Origin of the sequence: Geomonas sp. (assembly GCF_035254065.1) — a bacterium.
Taxonomy (GTDB): domain Bacteria; phylum Desulfobacterota; class Desulfuromonadia; order Geobacterales; family Geobacteraceae; genus Geomonas.
The window spans coordinates 1-14,922 of the sequence record NZ_DATFBA010000377.1 but is presented as its reverse complement, the minus strand read 5'-3'; the positions used below and the strand labels follow the sequence as shown (position 1 = coordinate 14,922).

At 62.6% G+C, this 14,922-nt stretch carries 18 protein-coding genes; 11 read left to right on the top strand and 7 right to left on the bottom strand.

The features are described 5' to 3' along the window. The 4 genes from dnaK to hemW form a co-directional block, all read right to left on the bottom strand. Nucleotides 1–1,711 (bottom strand): molecular chaperone DnaK (dnaK, locus tag VJ604_RS17870; RefSeq protein ID WP_324084877.1); only part of this gene is annotated, 1,711 nt, incomplete at its 3' end. A gap of 141 nt (nt 1,712–1,852) precedes the next feature. Further along, the gene (gene grpE / locus VJ604_RS17865) at nt 1,853–2,428 is read right to left on the bottom strand and encodes a nucleotide exchange factor GrpE (protein WP_324084875.1); all 576 of its coding nucleotides are present in this window, start codon (nt 2,426–2,428) and stop codon (nt 1,853–1,855) included. A gap of 23 nt (nt 2,429–2,451) precedes the next feature. Next, nucleotides 2,452–3,483 (bottom strand): heat-inducible transcriptional repressor HrcA, encoded by a 1,032-nt coding sequence (gene hrcA / locus VJ604_RS17860; protein WP_324084873.1) that lies wholly within the window; start codon nt 3,481–3,483, stop codon nt 2,452–2,454. Nucleotides 3,484–3,598: 115 nt separating this feature from the next. Continuing rightward, nucleotides 3,599–4,744, bottom strand: a complete 1,146-nt coding sequence (gene hemW, locus VJ604_RS17855; protein WP_324084871.1) for a radical SAM family heme chaperone HemW — start codon at nt 4,742–4,744, stop codon at nt 3,599–3,601. 161 nt (nt 4,745–4,905) lie between these two features. Between hemW and VJ604_RS17850 the strand changes: the two genes are divergently transcribed. The 8 genes from VJ604_RS17850 to VJ604_RS17815 all read left to right on the top strand — a co-directional run bounded on the left by VJ604_RS17850 (nt 4,906) and on the right by VJ604_RS17815 (nt 10,872). Continuing rightward, a complete protein-coding gene (locus tag VJ604_RS17850; protein WP_324084869.1) occupies nt 4,906–5,685 on the top strand; it encodes a carbon-nitrogen family hydrolase in 780 nt (259 codons plus the stop codon). A gap of 83 nt (nt 5,686–5,768) precedes the next feature. Continuing rightward, nucleotides 5,769–6,443, top strand: coding sequence for a protein TolQ (gene tolQ, locus VJ604_RS17845; RefSeq protein WP_324084867.1), 675 nt, complete (start codon nt 5,769–5,771; stop codon nt 6,441–6,443). Between the two features lie 3 nt (nt 6,444–6,446). Beyond that, the gene (tolR, locus tag VJ604_RS17840) at nt 6,447–6,863 is read left to right on the top strand and encodes a protein TolR (RefSeq protein ID WP_324084865.1); all 417 of its coding nucleotides are present in this window, start codon (nt 6,447–6,449) and stop codon (nt 6,861–6,863) included. Next, entirely contained in the window at nt 6,860–7,633 is a 774-nt protein-coding gene (locus VJ604_RS17835; protein WP_324084863.1) for an energy transducer TonB, read from the top strand. Before tolR ends, VJ604_RS17835 begins: the two co-directional genes overlap by 4 nt. A 10-nt stretch (nt 7,634–7,643) precedes the next feature. Then, a complete protein-coding gene (gene tolB, locus VJ604_RS17830; RefSeq protein ID WP_324084862.1) occupies nt 7,644–8,870 on the top strand; it encodes a Tol-Pal system beta propeller repeat protein TolB in 1,227 nt (408 codons plus the stop codon). Nucleotides 8,871–8,983: 113 nt separating this feature from the next. Next, nucleotides 8,984–9,571, top strand: a complete 588-nt coding sequence (gene pal / locus VJ604_RS17825) for a peptidoglycan-associated lipoprotein Pal (protein ID WP_324084860.1) — start codon at nt 8,984–8,986, stop codon at nt 9,569–9,571. Between the two features lie 72 nt (nt 9,572–9,643). Further along, nucleotides 9,644–10,474, top strand: coding sequence for a tol-pal system protein YbgF (gene ybgF, locus VJ604_RS17820; RefSeq protein ID WP_324084858.1), 831 nt, complete (start codon nt 9,644–9,646; stop codon nt 10,472–10,474). A 212-nt stretch (nt 10,475–10,686) separates the two neighbouring features. Continuing rightward, nucleotides 10,687–10,872 (top strand): hypothetical protein, encoded by a 186-nt coding sequence (locus VJ604_RS17815; RefSeq protein WP_324084856.1) that lies wholly within the window; start codon nt 10,687–10,689, stop codon nt 10,870–10,872. 16 nt (nt 10,873–10,888) lie between these two features. Here VJ604_RS17815 and VJ604_RS17810 read toward each other — a convergent pair whose 3' ends face one another. Continuing rightward, nucleotides 10,889–11,317 carry a hypothetical protein gene (locus VJ604_RS17810; protein ID WP_324084854.1) on the bottom strand — a complete coding sequence of 143 codons (429 nt, stop codon included), beginning with the start codon at nt 11,315–11,317 and terminating at the stop codon, nt 10,889–10,891. A 105-nt stretch (nt 11,318–11,422) separates the two neighbouring features. Beyond that, nucleotides 11,423–11,716 carry a twin-arginine translocase TatA/TatE family subunit gene (locus VJ604_RS17805; protein WP_414652471.1) on the bottom strand — a complete coding sequence of 98 codons (294 nt, stop codon included), beginning with the start codon at nt 11,714–11,716 and terminating at the stop codon, nt 11,423–11,425. 218 nt (nt 11,717–11,934) lie between these two features. On the opposite strand from VJ604_RS17805, the gene nadA reads away from it, so the two are divergent. From nadA to VJ604_RS17790, 3 genes are read left to right on the top strand one after another with little or no spacing between them, the layout of a single operon-like run. Continuing rightward, nucleotides 11,935–12,849 carry a quinolinate synthase NadA gene (gene nadA / locus VJ604_RS17800; RefSeq protein WP_324084879.1) on the top strand — a complete coding sequence of 305 codons (915 nt, stop codon included), beginning with the start codon at nt 11,935–11,937 and terminating at the stop codon, nt 12,847–12,849. A 24-nt stretch (nt 12,850–12,873) separates the two neighbouring features. Beyond that, the gene (locus VJ604_RS17795) at nt 12,874–13,437 is read left to right on the top strand and encodes a gamma carbonic anhydrase family protein (protein ID WP_324084851.1); all 564 of its coding nucleotides are present in this window, start codon (nt 12,874–12,876) and stop codon (nt 13,435–13,437) included. A gap of 38 nt (nt 13,438–13,475) precedes the next feature. Further along, the gene (locus VJ604_RS17790; RefSeq protein WP_324084849.1) at nt 13,476–14,099 is read left to right on the top strand and encodes an endonuclease III domain-containing protein; all 624 of its coding nucleotides are present in this window, start codon (nt 13,476–13,478) and stop codon (nt 14,097–14,099) included. 638 nt (nt 14,100–14,737) lie between these two features. Here the strand turns inward: VJ604_RS17790 and VJ604_RS17785 are convergent. Then, nucleotides 14,738–14,922, bottom strand: a 185-nt coding sequence (locus VJ604_RS17785; RefSeq protein ID WP_324084848.1) for a hypothetical protein, incomplete at its 5' end; no start/stop codon positions are given.

Here is a 14,922-nt window from a genome sequence, read left to right as displayed (position 1 = left end):
GCGCCTTTTTGAGGAGGGTGACCCCCTCCTCGATCTTCTGCTTCTCGGAGGCGTCGATCTTGTCGCCGTACTCTTTCAGCGACTTCTCGGTCTGGTAGACCAGGTTGTCCCCCTGGTTCTTGGCCTCGATCAGCTCGCGCTTCTTCTTGTCCTCGGCCGCGTGGGACTCCGCCTCGCGCACCATCTTCTCGACTTCTTCCTTGGAGAGGCCGGAGGAGGCGGTGATCCGGATGGACTGCTCCTTGCCGGTGCCCAGGTCCTTGGCGGAGACGTGCACGATGCCGTTGGCGTCGATGTCGAAGGTCACCTCGATCTGGGGGACGCCGCGGGGGGCCGCCGGGATGCCGGAGAGCTCGAAGTTGCCCAGCGTCTTGTTGTCGCCCGCCATCTCGCGCTCGCCCTGCAGGACGTGGATGCTCACCGCCGGCTGGTTATCGGCCGCGGTGGAGAAGACCTGCGACTTGCGGCAGGGGATGGTGGAGTTCTTCTCGATCAGCTTGGTCATCACGCCGCCCAGGGTCTCGATGCCGAGGGAGAGCGGGGTAACGTCCAGCAGCAGCACGTCCTTCACGTCGCCGCGCAGCACGCCACCCTGGATGGCGGCGCCGATGGCGACCACCTCGTCCGGGTTGACGCCGCGGTTGGGGGCCTTGCCGAAGATGTCCTGCACCTTCTTCTGCACGATCGGCATGCGGGTCATGCCCCCCACCAGGATCACCTCGTCGATCTCGGAGGGGGAAAGCCCGGCGTCCTTCAGCGCGGTCCGGCAGGGGCCTTCCAGCTTGGCGATCAGGTCGGCGCAGAGCCCCTCCAGCTTGGCGCGGGTGAGCTTCATGGTCAGGTGCTTGGGGCCGGAGGCGTCGGCGGTGATGAAGGGGAGGTTGATGTCGGTCTCCAGCGAGGTGGAGAGCTCGCACTTCGCCTTCTCAGCGGCCTCTTTCAGCCTCTGCAGGGCCATCTTGTCGCCCCTCAGGTCGATCCCCTGGTCGCGCTTGAACTCGTCGGCGATGTGGTCGATAACCTTCTGGTCGAAGTCCTCGCCACCCAGGAAGGTGTCGCCGTTGGTGGACTTCACCTCGAACACCCCCTCCCCGAGTTCCAGGATGGAGATATCGAAGGTGCCGCCACCCAGGTCGAAGACGGCGATCTTCTCGTCCTTCTTCTTGTCCAGGCCGTAGGCAAGGGCCGCCGCGGTCGGCTCGTTGATGATCCTCAGCACGTTCAGGCCGGCGATCTTGCCGGCGTCCTTGGTGGCCTGGCGCTGGGAGTCGTCGAAGTAGGCCGGCACGGTGATGACCGCGTCGGTCACCGTCTCGCCCAGGTAGTCCTCGGCGGTCTTCTTCATCTTCTGCAGCACGATGGCCGAGATCTCGGGGGGCGAGAACTTCTGCCCGCGCACGTCGACCCAGGCGTCGCCGTTATCGGCCTTCACGATCTTGAAGGGGGAGATGGCGATATCCTTCTTGACGGCATCGGTATCGTATTTGCGACCGATCAGACGCTTGATCGCATAGAGGGTGTTTTCCGGGTTGGTGACCGCCTGGCGCTTGGCCTGCTGCCCCACCAGACGCTCACCGCTTTCGGTGATGGCCACCATGGACGGGGTGGTGCGGGTACCCTCGGCGTTGGCTATGACAACCGGCTCACCACTCTCCATCACTGCGACGCAGGAGTTGGTGGTTCCGAGGTCGATTCCTATCACTTTACTCATATTTATGCCTCCTCGTTGGTAACGGTATCTGAAAGCTAGTCATCCCCTTCCCAAAAAACAAGGGGGTTGAAAAAAATAAATCCTTCAGCTGGCCCTGTCCCCCTTCAGCCTGCGGCCGAGGGCGCGGCAGGACCGGAGCAGTCAACCCTTGGGAGCGGTGGCAACCGTCACCATGGCCGGCCGCAGGAGCCGCTCGTTCAGGAGGTACCCTTTCTGGAGCTCGGCCACCACCGTGTTGGGCTCCTGGTCGGCAGTCTCCACCTGGCTCATCGCCTGATGGTAGGTCGGGTCGAACGGGGTGCCCGGTGCGGCCTCCAGGGGGGTGACCCCGAACCTCTTGAGGGTGGAGACGAACATGGAGAGGGTAATCTTCACCCCCTGCAATACCGGCGACTGGTCGTCATCGGCAGCGTGGGCCACCGCGCGCTCCAGGTTGTCCAGGGCGGGGAGGATCTCCAGCAGGAAGTTCTCGTTGCCGTACTTGAGGATCTCCTCCTTCTCCTTTTGCACCCTCTTGCGGTAGTTCTCCAGGTCGGCCCGCTCGCGCAGGTACTTGTCCCAGTTGTTGGCCGCCTCCAGCCCCTTGGCGGAGAGCGCCTCCTCCAGTTCCTTGATCCGTTCCGCATCGCTGGCGGAAGGCGCCAGTTCCGCTCCCTCTTCAGGCGCGTGAGCCTCGTGTTTGTGCTCGTGCTGATGCGCGTGTTTTTTCTTCTCCATCCCTATTTCCTCTCCTTTCGCGCCTACTCGCTCTCGAGCAGGCGACTGATAAGCTTCGCGGTGTAATCGACGATCGGTATCACCCTGCCGTACCCCATCCGGGTGGGTCCGATGACCCCCAGGACGCCGACCGTGTCCTTGCCGGTCATGTAGGTGGAGGTGATCAGGCTCATCCCTTCCATCCGCAGCAGGTGCGATTCCGAACCGATGAATATCTGCACCCCCTGGGCCTGCATGGCGCGGTCCAAAAGGTCGAGCAGCGTGCTTTTCTTCTCGAAGGCGCGGAAGATCTCCCGCATCCTGCCGGCGTCGGCGAACTCCGGCTGCTCCAGGATGTTGGCCTGCCCCTCCAGGAAAAGCTCCGGGGCCTCGTCGGAGATGGTCTGCTCGGAAAGGGAGAGCGCCTTGGCCATCATGGAGTCGTAGCGGACCTTCTCGCTCTGCATCTCGGCGATCAGCCGCTCCCGCACCTGGGCGATGGTGAGCCCCTGCAACTGCTCGTTCAGGTAGTTCGCCATCCGGATCAGGTCCTCCGGGTGGATCTCCTCCTCCACCTCGATCAGCCGGTTCTGCACGGTACCGCTCTGGGAGATCAGGATGGCGAGGATACGGTGGCCCGGCAGCTTGACGAACTCGATCTGGTGGAAGAGGTTGCTGGCCAGCCGGGGGGCCATCACCACCCCCATGTAGCTGGAGGTGGTGGAGAGCAGCCGGCTGGTCTCCTTGAGCACCTGGCCGACGTCCTTGCCGGCCATCCGGCAGCGCCTGCGGATCTCGTCCTGCTTGTCCCGGGTGATGTTCTTCACCTCGAGGATGGAGTTCACGTACAGGCGGTAAGCCTTTTCGGTGGGGACCCGGCCGCTCGAGGTGTGGGGAGAGACCAAAAGCCCCATCTCCTCCAGGTCCGACATGACGTTGCGGACGGTGGCCGGGGAGAGATCCAGCCCGTGGCTGCGGGTGAGGGTCCGGCTTCCCACCGGTTCGGCGGTCGCGATATAGTCCTCGATGACCGCCTCGAGGATGCGTTTGCCGCGGTCTGAAAGATGCTCGTCCATGATTCGACCTCACAAATGCAGATTAGCACTCCGAAACATCGAGTGCTAACGAGCTTAAGGTAGCAACGGCCCTCCGCTTTGTCAAGGGGAGGGTTATATAAGGAGGGTTGGGGCGTTACAGGAAGCGGGAAAAGACCGTGTTGGCGAGGATGACGGCGTGGGGGGCGAGCCGGATGCGGCTTCCCTCGCGGAGCAGCAGGCCGCTTTTTTCCAGGCGGGCAACCTCGTCCAGGTGGCGCTCAAGGGGCTTTTCTCCGTAGCGCGCCTCCAGGGGGGCGAGGTCGAGCCCGTCCAGCATCCTCAAGCCCAGAAAGAAGCTCTCGGAGACGGCGTCCTCCACGGAGAGCTCTTCCCCCTCCTCTTCGGGGATGCGTCCCCCGCTGACGGCAGTGAGGTAGGCGTCGAGTTCGCCGGCATTCTTCCAGCGGTGCCCCAGGCCGTCGGTGTTGTAAAGGGAATGGGCGCCGGCGCCGAAGCCGAGATAGCTCTGCCGGCTCCAGTAGGCGCTGTTGTGGCGGGAGGCGCGCCCGGGGAGGGCGAAGTTGGAGATCTCGTACTGCCGGTAGCCGGCGGCGGTGAGGAGTTCGCAGGTCGACTCGAACATGCGCGCCGCCCACTCCTCGGGAGGGAGCGGCAACTCTCCGGAGCTCTGCAGCAGGGCGAAGGGGGTGCCGTCCTCCACGGTGAGGGCGTAGGCGGAGACGTGTTCAGCCCCGAGCGCTATCCCCTCCTGCAGTGCGGCGCGCCACTCCGGAAGCGACTGTTCAGGGAGCGAGTGCATCAGGTCGATGCTGATGTTGTCGAAGCCGGCCCGCCGCGCCAGCCGGAAGGAGTCCACCGCCTCGCGCGCGGTATGCACCCGCCCGAGCCTCGCCAGGAGCCGGTCCTCGAAGGACTGCACCCCGAGGGAGAGCCGGTTCACCCCCGCGGCCCTAAAGCCGGAGAGCTTGTCGGGGGTAAGGGTGCCGGGGTTCGCCTCCAGGGTCACCTCGGCGTCGCTCTCCAGGCCGAACAGGCGCACCGTCGCCTCGATCAGCCGCCCCACCAGCGGCGGGGACATGAGCGAGGGGGTGCCGCCGCCGAAATAGAGGGTGGGAGCCGAGCAGGGGCCGGGGAGCAGCCGCTGCCGCAACTCCATCTCGCCGAGCAGGGCCGACACGTACTGCTCCGGCCCGACCGTCGAGGAGGCGGCCGAGTTGAAGTCGCAGTAGAGACACTTCTTCAGGCAGAAGGGGTAATGTATATAGATTCCCGTGCGCATCCTTTTCATTATGTAACAGATTCGTCTCCCACCTGTCACCTAAAAGCCGGCTACTGCCGCAGAATGCCTCTTGAAATCCGCCACCGCCGGGTTTACACTGCGGGCCTCGTTGCCTGATTCACGTTTTATGGAATAATTAATCACCTCAAGGGGAGGGATTCATGAAGAAACCGATCAAAGCAGCCGCGGTCCAGTTCAACATCGCCCTGGGTGACGTGGATGCCAACCTCGCCCACGTCACCGACGCACTGCGCCGGCTGGCGCAAGAAGGGGTGGAACTCGCGGTGCTTCCCGAGATGTGGAGCTGCGGGTTCGCCTACCGCGAGCTGAACGCGCTGGCCCGGCGCACCCCGGAACTGGTCGCCCGGCTCAAGGAACTCTCCCGCGAACTCTCCATGGTGGTGGTGGGGAGCCTCCCCGAGCCGCACGGCGACAAGGTGTTCAACACCGCCTACGTGATCGACCGGGGCGAGCTGGCCGGCAGCTACCGGAAGCTGCACCTGTTCTCGCTGATGGGGGAGGACCGCTCCCTGGACAGCGGCGACTCCATCCTGGTGGCGCAGACCAGCGTCGGCAAGATCGGCACCATGATCTGCTACGACCTCCGCTTCCCGGAACTCGCCCGCCGGCTCGCCCTGGAGGGGGCGGACCTGATCGTGGTACCCGGGGAGTGGCCCAAGCCGCGCGAGGAGCACTGGCGGACCCTGCTTCGGGCGCGCGCCATCGAGAACCAGCTGTTCGTGATCGCGGCCAACTGCTGCGGGGTGGTGGGCAAGCTCGACTTCTTCGGCCAGAGCATGATCATCGGCCCCAAGGGGGAGATCCTCGACGAGGGGGGCTACCAGAACTGCGAACTGAGCGCCCGGCTCGACCCTGCCGAGATGATCCGCTGGCGGGAGAGCATCACCTGCTTCAAAGACAGAAGGCCCGACTGCTACTGACGCCGCCTCTTTCCTGTTGACTTCGTGGGAAGTAAGGCATATTTTTTCGCTTTAACCACTCATCTAAACCGGAGGTTTCCTTCGTGGGTATGTTCGCCTCGACCGGCCTGGTCGTAAAACTGGTCCTCATCGTGCTGCTCTACTTCTCCGTGGTCTCCTGGGGCATCATCTTCTACAAGCTCTTGCAGGTCTACCGGGCCAACGGCGCCTCCCAGCGCTTCCTCGAGTTCTTCTGGAAGGCCAAACGCTTCGACGCCATCGGCTCGCAGCTGGACCGCTTCGAGAACTCTCCCCTCATCGTGTTGTTCCAGGAGGGGTATGACGAGCTGAGAAAGCTGCAGGAGAGGGGCGAGGAGAAGCAAGACCCCAACGTGATCAGCACCGACCTGGGGGGGATCGAGAACATCGCCCGCGCCCTCAGGCGGGCCACCACCTCGGAGATCACCCGGCTGGAGAAGTACCTGACCTTCCTGGCCACCACCGGCTCCACCGCCCCCTTCATCGGGCTGTTCGGCACCGTGTGGGGGATCATGTCCGCCTTCCAGAACATCGGCCAGTCCGGTTCGGCCTCGCTGGCCGTGGTCGCCCCCGGCATCGCCGAGGCGCTGATCGCCACCGCCATCGGCCTGGTGGCGGCCATCCCCGCCGTCATGGGGTACAACCACTTCCAGCAGAGGATCCGGGTGCTGATCTCCGAGATGGACAGCTTCTCCACCGAATTCCTCAACATCGTACAGCGCAACTTCGCCAGGAGATAGGGCATGGAACTCGGCAACAGGGATAGCGGCCGCGGCACCATGTCGCAGATCAACGTGACGCCGCTGGTCGACGTCATGCTGGTGCTCCTGGTCATCTTCATGGTCACCGCCCCCATGATGCAGCAGGGGGTGCAGGTCAACCTCCCCAAGGCGGAGAGCAAGTCGCTCGCCCCCAAGGAGGACACCATCGTGGTGTCGTTGGAGAAGTCCGGCAAGACCTTCGTGAACACCAGCGAGGTGGCGGTGGACCAACTGAAGGACAAGCTCAACACCATGCTGGCGGGGAGGGAAAAGCGCGAGGTCTTCCTGAAGGCCGACAGCTCGGTCCCCTACGGCGAGGTGGTGAGGGTCATGGCCCAGATCAAGGGGGCCGGCGTGGAGCGGCTGGGCATGGTTACGGAGTCACCGCAGCGGCGATGACACGGCAGCTGGAAAACCGATACCCCGGGCCGGGAGGGATGTTCACCCTCTCTTTCCTTTTGCACCTGGTCATCTTCGCCATCATCCTGAAGGGACCGTTTCTCCCCTCCTCCCACCCGGAGGAGGCGCCGGTCTATGTGGACATGGTGACCCTGCCGGTCGCCAACCCGCAGAGCGGGATGCCCTCCCCTTCCACCTCGACCGAGGCCGCCCCCGCAGCCCCCGCTGCCCCGCCGGCCGCCCCCAAGCCACCGCCGCCCAAACAGGCCGAAATGGTTCAGCCGGCACCCAAACCCAAGGCAAAGACGCCGGCTCCCAAAGCCAAGAGCGAGGCGACCAAGACCGCCCCCTCGCCATCCGCCGACGAGGCGCGCGCCTACCAGGAACGGATGGCGAAACTGCAGCAAAAGGCGGACGAGCAGCGGCAGGCCGAGGTACTCAACCGGCTCAGGAATGGTTCCTCCAGGACCGGCATGCCGGGGGGGAAGGGAAACCAGGCGGGGAGCGACTACACCTCCTACGTCCGCTCACGCATCCAGGACGCCATCGACACCCTGGGCGCGCCTACCAAGGCCAGCGCACAGATGGCCATGGTGACCATCACCATCGGGGCGGACGGCAGGATCACCGAGTACCACCTCGACCGCAAATCGGGCGACCCTCTCTTCGATGACGCGGTCGCCAGAGGGGTGACTTTGGCCGGCAAGACGCTGAAGCCCCCGCCGGATGGCAGGCAGTACCGCCATCAGTTCTCCTTCAAACCCCAGTGAGGTCGCTTCGATGAGAAGATCTCTGCTTTGCCTGCTCTGGATGCTGCTCGTGCTGAGCACCACCTACTGCCGCGCCGACAACTCCGACGTCATCACCGTCCCGACCAGTGGAAAGTTCCAGCTGACCATCGCCCCCAGCACCGTGCTGTCCGGAGCGGCCGCGCCGGAACTGGGACAGAAACTGGGCGAGCTGTTCTCCTTCGACATGGGAGTGAGCGGCCTGTTCGAGATCGCCCAAGGGGGGGGCGGCAGCGGACTGCTGCTGAAGAGCGCCTACCAGGTGACCGGCGACTCGGTGGTGCTGGAGTGCCGGCTGTTCGACCAGATCCTCAACCGTGAGCTGACGGCCAAGCGCTACAGCGGCGGCAAAAAGGACCTGCGCCGCATGGCACACGCCTTCTCGGACGAGGTGCTGCGCGCGCTGACCGGGCAGAAAGGGCCCTTCACCGGGCTGATCGCCTACGTGAGCAAGGTCTCCGGCAACAAGGAGATCTTCGTGATGGACTACGACGGCTACAACCCGCGCCGGGTCACCAACAACGGCTCCATCAACATCAACCCCGACTTCGCCCCCTCCGGCAAGGAGATCATCTACACCTCCTACAAGAAGGGGAATCCCGACCTCTACCGAAGGGAGCTCTACACCGGCTTCGAGGCCAGGATCTCCGCCCGCTCCGGGCTGAACGCCATGGGCGCCTACAGCCCGGACGGCAACCGGATTGCCGAGGTGATGAGCAAGGACGGCAACTCGGAGGTCTACCTGATCTCCAGGGAGGGGAAGGAACTCTCCCGGCTCACCAGGGATGCCGCCATCGACGTCTCGCCGGCCTGGTCTCCGGACGGCTCCAAGATCGTCTTCGTCTCCGACCGGCTGGGGAAACCGCAGCTCTTCGTGATGAACGCCGACGGCTCGAACGTGCGCCGGCTGACCACCTCCGGCGCCTACAACGTAACCCCGCGCTGGTCTCCCAAAGGTGACCGCATCGTCTATGCCCGCCAGGAAGGGGGAGGCTTCCAGATCCACGCCATCAACCCCGACGGCAGCGGCGACACCCAGCTCACCAGCTCCGGCAGCAACGAGCACCCGCGCTGGTCGCCGGACGGACGCTTCATCGTCTTCAGCTCCACCCGCGACGGAGCTGAGGCGATCTACCTGATGCGGGGCGACGGCAGCGGCCAGACCCGCATCTCGCGCGGCAAGGGCTCCGACTCCCACCCCTCGTGGTCGCAGGGATAGGCGGGGGCTAACGGCGGCATTGATTAAAACCTAAAGATGGCTATAATGATTCCCGTGCTGTGGGGCGCCCCATGAACCGGCGCCTATATTCCTAGAGGAAAAGGAGAGGCGTAATGCGGAAAAAGATCATCGCAACCATGTTAGCTCTCTGTGTCGGAGCTCTTTTGGCCGGCGGTTGTGCGAAGAAAGAGGTCGTCAAGGCCGAGGAACCGATCCCTGCCGTCCAGAAACAGGCCCCCGCACCGCAAGCCAAGCCGGAGACCAAACCGGAGCAAAAAGTGGAGCCGCTGCCGGAGACGCCGACCAAGGAAGCCGTGGTCCAGCCCGAGACCCCCAAGGAGACGGCGCTAACCTCCAGCAACCTGCAGGGAGAACTGCAGAAGATCTACTTCAACTTCGACTCCGCCGACCTCTCCCAACAGTCGCGCGACACCCTGAGCAAAAACGCCGACGTGATGTCCAGGAATTCCTCCATCAAGGTGAGAATCGAAGGGAACTGCGACGAGCGGGGCTCCGACGAGTACAACCTGGCGCTGGGCGAGAGAAGGGCCAAGGCGGCCCGCGACTACCTGGTTAAGCTGGGGATCTCCTCCGCGCGGCTGTCGGTGATCAGCTACGGCGAGGAGAAGCCGGTCGACCCGGGCCATGACGAGTCCGCCTGGTCCAAGAACAGAAGAGACGAATTCGTGATTGTGAAGTAACCAAAGAGCGCGCTGCACCAGGGGAGCCTTCGGGCTCCCTTTTTCATGCAGCCGCACGATAGGAGAATCAGCATGCAACCATCGCGGGCACTGCTTTTTTCATTACTGGCCCTGGCCCTTTCCGGCTGCGCCCCCCAAAGCGAGGTCGACTCCCTGCGTCGGGATATGGACGAGATGAAGAGCCGCCTGTTCGCCACCGACAAGAGCATCAACGAGGTGCGCGGCGAGGTCAAGGAAGGGGTGGAGAAATCGCTGGCCGGCTACCGGAGCAAGCTGGACGCGATGCAGAAGGATATGGCGTCCATTCGCAAGGAAGGAGCCGACCTGCAGGCCACGCTGGACAGCGCCAGGGTCGACCAGCAGGGGCTGAACGGCAGGCTCGACGACATCCGCATCATGGCGCAGAAACCGGCCGAGGACATCATCCTGCTCAGGGAAGACCTCGCCAAGCGCCTGACCGCCCTGGATCAGCGCATCAGCAAGCTGGAAGCTGATTTCGTCGCGCAGCAGGCCAAGGCGGCCGAGGCCGCGCAGACCCCGGAGGCGCTCTACCAGCAGGCGATGGACGCCATGAACGGCGGCGACATGGCCAAGTCGAGAGAGCTCTGGATGAAGTTCCTGGAGCGCTACCCCAAGCACAAGCTCGCTGCCAATGCCCACTACTGGCTGGGCGAGGGGTACTACAGCAGCAAGACCTACGACCAGGCGGTCCTCGAGTTCCAGGAGGTGATCGACAAGTACCCCGGCAACGAAAAGATCCCGGCCGCCATGCTGAAACAGGGGATGTCCTTCAAGGCGATGGGTGACAACCAGAGCGCCCAGTACATCCTGAAGAAGCTGGTCGAGGAATATCCCAAGTCCGATGAGGCGCGTCTGGCCAAGGAAAGGCTGCGCTCCAAGTAACCTGCCGGTCAGGAAAGCATCAACAAGAAAGCCCTCCTGCCAAAGCGGGAGGGCTTTCTCTATAGCAATTACCGCATCTTCCGGCCATCCGCCCCCGCAGCCGGGGCGGTTGCGGACGCCGTGAAATGATCTACTCTTGTTCAGTCGACGCTTATGGCCCTTCACCGAGCAGGCTTCGCCGCCATCGAACCTTCATAGATAAGGAGAACGACATGTACCTCGCCAGGGATAAAAATAACGACCTTTACCTGTTCGACAAGCTCCCCATCAAGGGCTCGGAGTGCTGGTGGGCGGAGTCGGGGGTCGACGGCACCTACCTTCGCCTCGACAAGGCCCTCTACCCGCAGGTGACCTGGGACTCGGACCCGCTCCCGGTCGAGCTCACCCCCGCCCAATGATCCCCAAAGCCCTGCGCTACAGCCGCAGGGCCCGTTTGATGTTGGCGGGGGTGTAGCTCTGCGCCACCCGCCACCCTTTTCCCTCCACCAAGACGGGATCCAGACGGCAGGCGAGGTAACCGATCAGGCTGTACTGCTCCGGAAGGTCGGAGGCGATGGTGACGATCCGGAAGCCGACGAAGTCCCCCGGCTTTGGATGCTGCGGCGACTCCTTCAGGGTACAGCTCCACAGGGTCACCGGTCCCCGGCCGGGCGCACTGGCCAGCCTGATCAGGAAGGTGCGCTCCCCGTCGCGGCCCAATTCCCCCTCCTCCTCCACCAGGGCCGGGATCAGGGCATCGATCAGCGGCTTGTATCCGATGGAACAGGCGTGCCGGAAGGCCGCCTCGTTGTCGGGGAATTCTTCCACCTCGTTTCTTTTTTTCTTCCAGAGCCAGTCAAACATGGGGCGCCATCCTCGGTAGTCGGGTTAGCTGCTAACTGGGACTGAGGGCACAGACGAAAAAAGGCGGGAGATACCCGCCTTTGCTGTTCGTAACGTTGCGGCCGCTCAGGCCGTCTTCTTTTCGGCTTCCGTCCCCGCCGGCTGCAGCTGGGGGTCGGCCGCGCTCGCAGCGTGCTCCGGCTTCTTGTCCAGCTCCGGCTGCGGCTTGATCTCGGAGAGTTTGGCCATCTGCTCCTTTTCTTCCGCGCTCTTCGCTTCCGCGTCTATGTTGTGCTTGAAGTCCTCGGTCGCTTTCTTGAACTCCGCAAGCCCCTTGCCCAGCGATCTGGCAAGGTCCGGGAGCTTCTGGGGCCCTATCACAATCAACGCGATCACCATGATGATTATCAGCTCAGGCATCCCTATTCCGAACATACTTTCTACCTCACTTTTTGTGTCCCTACACCCGCTAACGGATGAAAAAAATTTAGAAAAACTATAGAGGTTTTGGCGAGCGGTGTCAAGCTTGCATATCCTTGCCGTCAAAGGGTTTGACATGGCCGGGGACATTGATCTACTATCGGTCTGCTTAACAGCGTTTGGCTGAAACTACTAGATCTTCCGGCGGTGACACGAACATGACCCAGCAGTCGATACAATCGCAGATAAAATCGCTTTTGAGGGAGCGCAACGCCGTGCTCCTTGCCCATAACTACATGCGTGACGAGGTGCAGGAGATCGCGGACATCACCGGCGACTCGCTTGCCCTTTCCATGGAAGCCGCCAAGACCGACGCCGACGTGATCGTCTTCTGCGGCGTGCATTTCATGGCCGAGTCCGCCTCCATACTGGCCCCGGAGAAGACCGTGCTGCTCCCCAGGCTCGATGCGGGGTGCCCGATGGCCGACATGGTTACCGTCGACGAGTTGAAGAAGCTCAAGGCCTCCCTCCCCGGCGTACCGGTGGTCACCTACGTCAACTCCTCCGCCGCGGTGAAGGCGGAAAGCGATATCTGCTGCACCTCGGCCAACGCGGTCAAGGTGGTGCAGTCGCTGACCGACGACGAGCTGATCTTCGCCCCCGACCGCAACCTCGGCCGCTACGTGGCAGGCTTCACCAACAAGCGCTTCCACCTCTGGGAAGGTTACTGCCCCACCCACGAGAGGCTGCGCCCCGAGGTCGTCAAGGAGCTCAAGGCGAAGTATCCCGACGCCCCCTTCGTCTGCCATCCGGAGTGCAACCCCGCCGTGGTGCAGCTCGCCGACCACGTCTGCTCCACCACCGGGATGTACGACTACTGCAGAAAGAACGCCGCCAAGCGGTTCATCATCGGCACCGAGGCGGGCATCCTGTGGCGCCTGAAGCAGGAGAACCCGGAGAAGGAATTCATCCTCGCCTCGCCGGCCCTGGTCTGCCCAAACATGAAGCTCACCTCGCTGGAGGACGTGCTGGAGGCGCTGGAAACCATGCGCCCGGTGGTCAAGGTCCCCGAGGAGACCAGGGTCCCGGCCAAGCGCGCCCTCGACCGCATGCTGGCCATCCCGCGCGACTAGTCCTTTATCCCAGGAGCAGACGACATGATCCGTCCATTCAAGGGAGTTTCTCCTAAAATCGAAGCGTCCGCCTTCATCGCCGAGGGTGCCGTCATCATCGGCGACGTCACCATCGGCAAGGAAGCGAGCATCTGGTACAACTGCGTGGTGCGCGGCGACGTGAACTTCATCAGCATCGGCGACCGGACCAACATCCAGGACCTCTCCATGCTGCACGTGACCCATAAGAAGAACGCCGACGACCCGGGCGCCCCGCTGGTGATCGGCAACGACGTCACCGTCGGTCACAGCGTCACCCTGCACGGCTGCACCATCGAGGACGGAGCCTTCATCGGCATGCAGGCGATCATCATGGACAAGGTGGTGGTCGGCAAGGGCTCCCTGGTGGGCGCCCGCTCGCTGGTGACCGAGGGGACCGTCATCGCCCCCGGCACCCTCTGGGTCGGCGCTCCCGCCAAGTACAAGCGGGACCTGACGGCAGACGAGGTCGCCTGGCTCAGCCGGTCAGCCGGCAACTACGTGAGATACTCCCGGGAATACCTGGAAGACGACAGCAACATCCCGGTCGGCGACCTGATTTCGGCCTGAATTAGTTGTCCCGCGACATCCCCACCCAAACACTCCTCATGGAGATCTTCGAGGCTCTCCTCAAGGCATACGGACCGCTCCACTGGTGGCCGGCGGAGACCCCGTTCGAGGTCTGCGTCGGCGCCATCCTCACCCAAAACACCAACTGGGGAAACGTCGAGAAAGCCATCGTCAACCTGAAGCGCGAGGGGGTCCTGTCGATAGACGCCCTCTGGGAGATAGAACAGGAGCGGCTGGCGGAGCTCATCCGGCCCTCCGGCTTCTTCAACGTGAAAAGTGCCCGGCTCAAAGACTTCATCGGCTGGGTCCTGGAGCGGCACGGCAGCCTGAACGCCATGTTCTCGGGTGACTGGCAATCCCTGCGGGATGAATTGAACGCCGTGCGGGGGATCGGTCGGGAAACCTGCGACTCCATACTACTCTATGCCGGCGACAAGCCTTCCTTCGTGGTGGACGCCTACACCAAGCGGCTCTTCTCGCGACTGGGACTCGTCTCGGAATCTGCCACTTACGAGGAGATCCGCTCGCTGTTCATGGACGCCCTCCCGCTCGACGCGCCCCTCTTCAACGAGTACCACGCCCTCATCGTGGAGCACTGCAAGCGCCACTGCCGCAAGAAGCCAATCTGCGAGGGCTGCCCCCTCAAGGGACTCTGCCGCTAACGCAGGACTCACCGTCTTGCCACTCCCGTCCCAACCCGTTTTTTAATTCAGCCCCCCGTTTTCTCACTTACACCCATCAATAAGCAAGTGATCGTCTGCAGTAATCAAACTGTCGTCACCATTAAGAAAAGTGACGTCTGCTTTTACTTAAAAAAGCTATCCAACAACGGACAGCAGGTGGCAGAAACCCACCCATGCCAACCACGAACGTCGTCCTCACCCTCATTTTTCTTCGCAGGCCCTCACCACCACTTTTTCACCGCTTTTTTTAGCTGCAAAAGCCTCGTCACAGGTTACCTGGCACGCCCGATCAAATTACTACGACGAGTCGGCACTTAATGAAAGGGTTGCATTTCTTAAAGGCGGTGTCGCTTTGCTTAACTACGATGTCACTTTGCTTAACAGCGGGGCATTTGGCTTAAAGGTGACGTCATTTTCTTTAGCGAAGAGCATTTTAGTTTAAGGACGACGTCACTCCGCTTAGCAACGGAAATTTTACTTTGACAGAGAGGCCACTTAGCTTAACGACCATGCTATTAGCTTAACCGAGGCGTCACTCAGTTCTTGGAGGGGAATCGTGCTTAACCGCTGCCCCACTCGTGGTGCAGACGGGCATTCCACGTTAAGATTTGGGCCATTCAGGTTATGGCCGGCTTTGTAGCCCAAAGTTGGCGCAATATCTCTACTCGTCGCCATTTCGATGCATCGTGAGCTATTGCCCTCCAGTTGGGCGTGTGATAATTTGGAACACTCACCAGATTCAGGTTTTGTGATGGTGCCACCACTTGTTGACGCATAAGAGGAGATGAAATGAGAATAGTTA

Coding starts and splice junctions, on each gene's coding strand:
- grpE (WP_324084875.1), bottom strand. CDS start 2,428: ATGGAGAAGAAAAAACACGCGCATCAGCACGAGCACAAACACGAGGCT.
- hrcA (WP_324084873.1), bottom strand. CDS start 3,483: ATGGACGAGCATCTTTCAGACCGCGGCAAACGCATCCTCGAGGCGGTC.
- hemW (WP_324084871.1), bottom strand. CDS start 4,744: ATGCGCACGGGAATCTATATACATTACCCCTTCTGCCTGAAGAAGTGT.
- VJ604_RS17850 (WP_324084869.1), top strand. CDS start 4,906: ATGAAGAAACCGATCAAAGCAGCCGCGGTCCAGTTCAACATCGCCCTG.
- tolR (WP_324084865.1), top strand. CDS start 6,447: ATGGAACTCGGCAACAGGGATAGCGGCCGCGGCACCATGTCGCAGATC.
- VJ604_RS17835 (WP_324084863.1), top strand. CDS start 6,860: ATGACACGGCAGCTGGAAAACCGATACCCCGGGCCGGGAGGGATGTTC.
- tolB (WP_324084862.1), top strand. CDS start 7,644: ATGAGAAGATCTCTGCTTTGCCTGCTCTGGATGCTGCTCGTGCTGAGC.
- pal (WP_324084860.1), top strand. CDS start 8,984: ATGCGGAAAAAGATCATCGCAACCATGTTAGCTCTCTGTGTCGGAGCT.
- ybgF (WP_324084858.1), top strand. CDS start 9,644: ATGCAACCATCGCGGGCACTGCTTTTTTCATTACTGGCCCTGGCCCTT.
- VJ604_RS17815 (WP_324084856.1), top strand. CDS start 10,687: ATGTACCTCGCCAGGGATAAAAATAACGACCTTTACCTGTTCGACAAG.
- VJ604_RS17810 (WP_324084854.1), bottom strand. CDS start 11,317: ATGTTTGACTGGCTCTGGAAGAAAAAAAGAAACGAGGTGGAAGAATTC.
- VJ604_RS17805 (WP_414652471.1), bottom strand. CDS start 11,716: ATGCCTGAGCTGATAATCATCATGGTGATCGCGTTGATTGTGATAGGG.
- nadA (WP_324084879.1), top strand. CDS start 11,935: ATGACCCAGCAGTCGATACAATCGCAGATAAAATCGCTTTTGAGGGAG.
- VJ604_RS17795 (WP_324084851.1), top strand. CDS start 12,874: ATGATCCGTCCATTCAAGGGAGTTTCTCCTAAAATCGAAGCGTCCGCC.
- VJ604_RS17790 (WP_324084849.1), top strand. CDS start 13,476: ATGGAGATCTTCGAGGCTCTCCTCAAGGCATACGGACCGCTCCACTGG.